Origin of the sequence: Anaerotignum lactatifermentans DSM 14214, assembly GCF_900142265.1 — a bacterium.
GTDB lineage: Bacteria > Bacillota > Clostridia > Lachnospirales > Anaerotignaceae > Anaerotignum > Anaerotignum lactatifermentans.
On the sequence record NZ_FRAH01000123.1, the window covers coordinates 1 to 4972 of the forward strand.

Below are 4972 nucleotides of genomic sequence, written 5' to 3' on the forward strand. Positions count from 1 at the left end.
GCTGTCACCTTCACATTACAGGTTGCCTGTTTATCTCCTACTTTCGCTGTGATAATGGCTTCACCTGCCGCTTTCGCTGTCACTTTGCCGTTATTATCTACTGTTGCAACGGTTTCGTTATTGCTGCTCCATGTTACAGTTTTGTTTGTTGCATCATCAGGTTTTACTGTTGCAGTCAGGGTTGCTTCCTTTCCAGCAATCAGTTCCAGAGTTGTCTGGTTCAGTTCTACACTCTGTACAGGTACAGTTGCTGGCTGTCCATTGACAGTCACTTTGCAGCTTGCGCTCTTGCCATCCGCTGTTGCAGTGATGGTAGCTGTGCCTGCCGCCTTGGCGGTCACATTGCCGTTGCTGTCTACCTCTACGATTTCCGGTTTGTCGCTTTTCCAAGTTACTGTCTTATTGGTAGCGTCATTGGGGTTTACAGTTGCTGTCAGTTTTTCAGTGTCGTTCACATCCAGTGTCAGGTCGGTTTTGTCCAGTATCACACTGGTTACACCGATCTTCACGCCCTGTTCTACGGTTACTTTGCCTGATTTTTCATCAATGCGACCATTGCCTTTGACAGTGATGGAATTATCTGCCTGCAATTTGCCAATGGTACCGCTCAGGTCAATTCTGCCATATCCTTTGTCAGTCACATAGAGTTCTTTGACGATGCTACTTGCCGTAATCTTCACATCTGCATTGGCTGCAACGATTTCCACGCGGTCTGCCTGCAAATCATCCAGTGTGGTCAGCTTATCTGTATCCACAACGATCTGTTTCAGATATGTGCCATTGTCTTTTTCCAGACCGATGACATCTGCGCCGTTTTTACGGATATACAGCGTGCCTTTCAGTGCCTGTGCAGTCTTGTTGTCCAGTTTCAAACCAACAGGATTATCGCCATATGTTTTTTCTGCATAAATATTGCCGCTGATCTTACAATCTTCAAAAAATACAGAATTTGTGCCGCCGCCTCTGATATAAACATTGCCGTAAATGGTCATACCGTCAAATCTGACTTCGTCGTCTTTCACATCGCTGTCAATGTACAGATTTTCCCGTACCGTCATATTTCTCACGGTTACATCACCTTTTGTGACGGTTGCGTTCCGGTAAGTGCCTCCGCTGCGGTCACTGCTGATGGTGATATTCCGGCGGGAACTGCTGGAGCTAGACCAATCATCATCGTCATCCGTATAATCCGGTTTGCTTGCATTATCCTTTGTTTTCACCGTATCGGGACGGATACTGCTGGTAACGCCGCTGACATAAACGGTCATGGTGTCGATGTCGCCGCTGCCTTTGATGGTAACTTTATCTTTTACGGTCATATCTTCCACTTTCCCCTTGGAAAAGTCGATGGTAGCTTTATCGGCATTTTTGGTGATTTCCATATTTTTGATTCTGGCGTCAGAGCCCAGTTTCAGGTCTGTTTCCGCATCCAGTGTCAGATTACGTACTTTTGCGTCGATGGTGATATAACCAGACAGCTCTTTATCCACGATAACGTCTGTATAATCGCCGCCGGTCAGTTTGCCGATTTTCTTAAATGTGGTTTTTTCCACAGCGGTCTTGCCGCTGGCTTTCACTGTGGTATCCTTCTGATCCATCACCATTTCTTTGATGTCACAATCTTTCAGAATGATTTCACCGCCGCCATCTACGATGAGTTTGCCTTTTACCGTCACATCTTCCAGTGTGATGGTCTTTGTGCCAAGACGGTCAGAAATGGTCAGGTCACCAGTGATGGTGGTATCTTCCAGTTTAGACTGGGTCAGAAGCATATCTTCTTTTTTGGTTTCTTCTTTATCTTCTTCCTTGTCGCCAGGCTTGTAGTTCACGGTCTTATCCAGTGCCAGAACGGCTTCCGCTCTGGTCAGCACTTTATTAGGTCCGAAAGAGCCATCGGGATAGCCTGCCATGATGCCTGCTTCGCTGACAGCGCCCACCACACCTTTTGCCCAATTGGAAATAGCGTAGGAATCGGTGTAGCGATATGCCCGACTTTCATTCTGTTTCAAATCCAGAATACGGGAAATCATAGCTGCCGCTTCCTGTCTGGTAACAGGGTCATTGGGACGGAAAATGCCGTTGCCGTCGCCGGAAATATAGCCTGCTGCTACGCCGGTCTGGATGGCATTTTTGCCCCAGTAATGGCTGGGTACGTCGGAGAAATAAGCGTAGCCGCTCTTTGTGTAGCCCATGGCGTTATTCACCAGCACTACAAATTCCGCTCTGGTAATCATGTTGTTCGGGCGGAAAGTCCCGTCAGGATAGCCGCTGATGTCTCCTTTGTCCACCCACTTGTTGATGGTATTCTGTGCCCAGTGCCCCTGAATGTCTGTGGGCGCACCGAAAGCGGTGACGCTCATAGCCATAGAAGCCGCCAGCACAGCTGTAATGGTAATCGCATGTTTCTTCTTCATAAATTACACCCCCATATCAATGAAAAACTTTTCATGGAATTTTTATCCTCTTCTAATGCTACTGTACTCTGTTTTTCCTTAAGAAACAACTGTTTTCCGCCATTCGTAAGAAAGCCTTAAACAAATCGTAATATCCGTAACATAAGGATTTTTCCGCCCTCATTCTCACGCAAAAATCCCCTGCCATATTTTCAATGCCTCCAAACTGTGCTATGATAAAAAATATACAAAATCTTAACACCAAAGAAAAAAGGAGGTGTATCCATGGAAAAAATCAAAAAATATCTGCCCAAATTTCGACCCAACTGGCGGGGCGCACTGCCGGTGGTGCTTTTTTTCGGGGCGTCTTTCCTACTGGTGGCAGTGTTTTTTGGTCTGCAGTTTGTCATGACAGCCTCTGTCATCACGGTACTGTTCCAGATCCGCCATGCTCGATACAACTCCTGGGGGTATCTGTTCCGTCAGCTGGTCATCTGCGAAGCCCTTGCCCTTTTCGCCATGATTGCCACGTTGGATACGCCCCTTTCTCTGCTCTTGAATTTCACCATTCCCTTTGCATTAGTTTTCCTGCAATCTTCACAATTCGTGCCAAAAGGATATTTTGCCAGCGCCATGATATTCGTATTCCTGCAATTCATGCCGCCGGAACCAAAGGACTTTGGCGTACAGCTGGAAGTGGTGCTGGTCTGCTGGGTATTCCTTGCCATTGTACTGAAGCTGTATCCCTATTTACAGCGGGGCAAAAAGCAGGCAAAACCTACGGTTCAGACGTTGCATACCGGACTGAAACAGCTTTCTCAAATACTCACCCGCATTGCTGACGGGGAAACAGACGGCGATTTTTCCAAAGAACTTTACAAATTAGAGGACACTTACCACCGCATGGCATACCAGATGCAAACGGTGTTCCAAAAAGGCAACCACGGCAAAAAATGCTTTGATATGCTGGCAGTCATGTTCCAGCGAAGTTTTTATCTGGTGCGGGACAAAGCTTGGCAGCAGGACGAAGTTCAGCAAAATGCCCTGCCCCGTTTGACAGAGGTGGCGGAGCTGGCAGAAGAAGCGTCCCAGACTCTCAACGAAACAGACAACACAGAACTCATTGCCAAAGCCCGTACTCTCTTGGAGCAAAGAGAAATGCCCGAAGGACGGGTGCGCATCTTTTACCGGAGCTGTCTGCACATGCTCATACTGATCTGCCATACTTACCCCGCCACAAAGAAGCAGAATCTCCAGTGGTTCGGCGTGGACTGGCAGGAAACATGGCTGAAATTCCGGCGGCGCATTTCCCGCCATTCCATCGAAACCCGGTTTGCCCTGCGGCTTTCTGTGGTGCTGACCATCAGCTGCGGCGCCATGGCTATCTCCCACGCAAACCATGTATACTGGTTCCCTTTGAACGCCTTTTTGCTGCTCCAGCCTAGCTTTGAGGACAGCGAGCATCGTTTGGTGACTCGTCCCATTGGTACGGCTTTGGGCTGTTTGGTGGTGGCACTGGTTGAGCCTTTCCTGCCCACGGTGCCCATGCAGTTTGCCTTTGCTTTTCTCATGATGTTCTTCATGTACTGCTCTACCCCCGGCACATGGGTGCAGCCCATTTTCTCCACCAGCTTTGCCCTGATTCTGGCGTCCATGTCCATGCAGGACAATACGTTGATCTGGCTGCGTATTGCCTATGTCATCACGGCGGTACTGCTGGTTTCCGTCATCAACCTGTTTTTCTTCCCTACCACAAAAGAAAAGCAGTTTGCTTTGAACATCCGCAGACTATTCCAGCTCCACGCCTCCTACTGGGAAATTGCTCGTCGCAGTTTGTCACAAAACGTGGATTTACATGAGTACAATGAACTGCTGACAGAGTTTCACATGATTTACGCCCAATGCAGGGAATACATACAGAAAGAACTGCCGGGAGAAACGGGCACGGTGTATCATGAGCTGCTGGTGACCCTCTGGAAAACATTCTCCGAGCTGGAACAGACGGCATACCTCATGCAGACAGGCTCGGCGGAACGAGAAGAATATCCTGCCCTCATGGATTTGACCATACAGCTGCAAAGGGAAATCTTCCCGCCCCAGCCCACAACGCCTTCCATTGCCCTTCATCGGGATTTTCATGACAAAGACCTGACTTACGTGCTGACCCAATACATGCGCAACAGCGGACACCTGCGGTCCTTGTACAGTCAGGTGGCAAGCAACACCCTGATTCTTAAGAAAAAAGAACTTGCCCGCAAATCAAAACCACCCGTTGAACGGGTGGTTTGATCAGACCCTATAAGGGTCTATCTCTTGTGGTAGCCCCCTAAAGGGGGCATTGAATAGTCTGGCAACCACACTTTTAACTCTGGCTGCCCCCTACTCGGGGGCACTTTTTATGCCTTATTTCACCGGCTCACCCGTGAACGGGTCTGTAAATTCCTTTAAACTTATTTGATCATTCATAATATCATCTTCCAGCTGATTTTTGATGTATTCTTTTATTGCCGTTTCATATCTGCCTACTGTATCTACAAAATATCCTCTACACCAAAAATGTCGATTTCCATACTTGTACT

Annotated in this window: 3 protein-coding genes; 1 reads left to right on the forward strand and 2 read right to left on the reverse strand. The window is 48.0% G+C overall.

Going from position 1 to position 4972, the window contains the following annotated elements:
* Window positions 1-2414: S-layer homology domain-containing protein (locus tag BUB35_RS17770; protein WP_072853922.1), on the reverse strand; the 2414-nt coding region annotated here is incomplete at its 3' end.
* Window positions 2415-2678: 264 nt separating this feature from the next.
* On the opposite strand from BUB35_RS17770, the gene BUB35_RS17775 reads away from it, so the two are divergent.
* The gene (locus BUB35_RS17775; RefSeq protein WP_072853924.1) at window positions 2679-4682 is read left to right on the forward strand and encodes an FUSC family protein; all 2004 of its coding nucleotides are present in this window, start codon (window positions 2679-2681) and stop codon (window positions 4680-4682) included.
* Between the two features lie 114 nt (window positions 4683-4796).
* Here the strand turns inward: BUB35_RS17775 and BUB35_RS17780 are convergent.
* Window positions 4797-4972, reverse strand: a 176-nt coding sequence (locus tag BUB35_RS17780) for a transposase (protein WP_200777630.1), incomplete at its 5' end; no start/stop codon positions are given.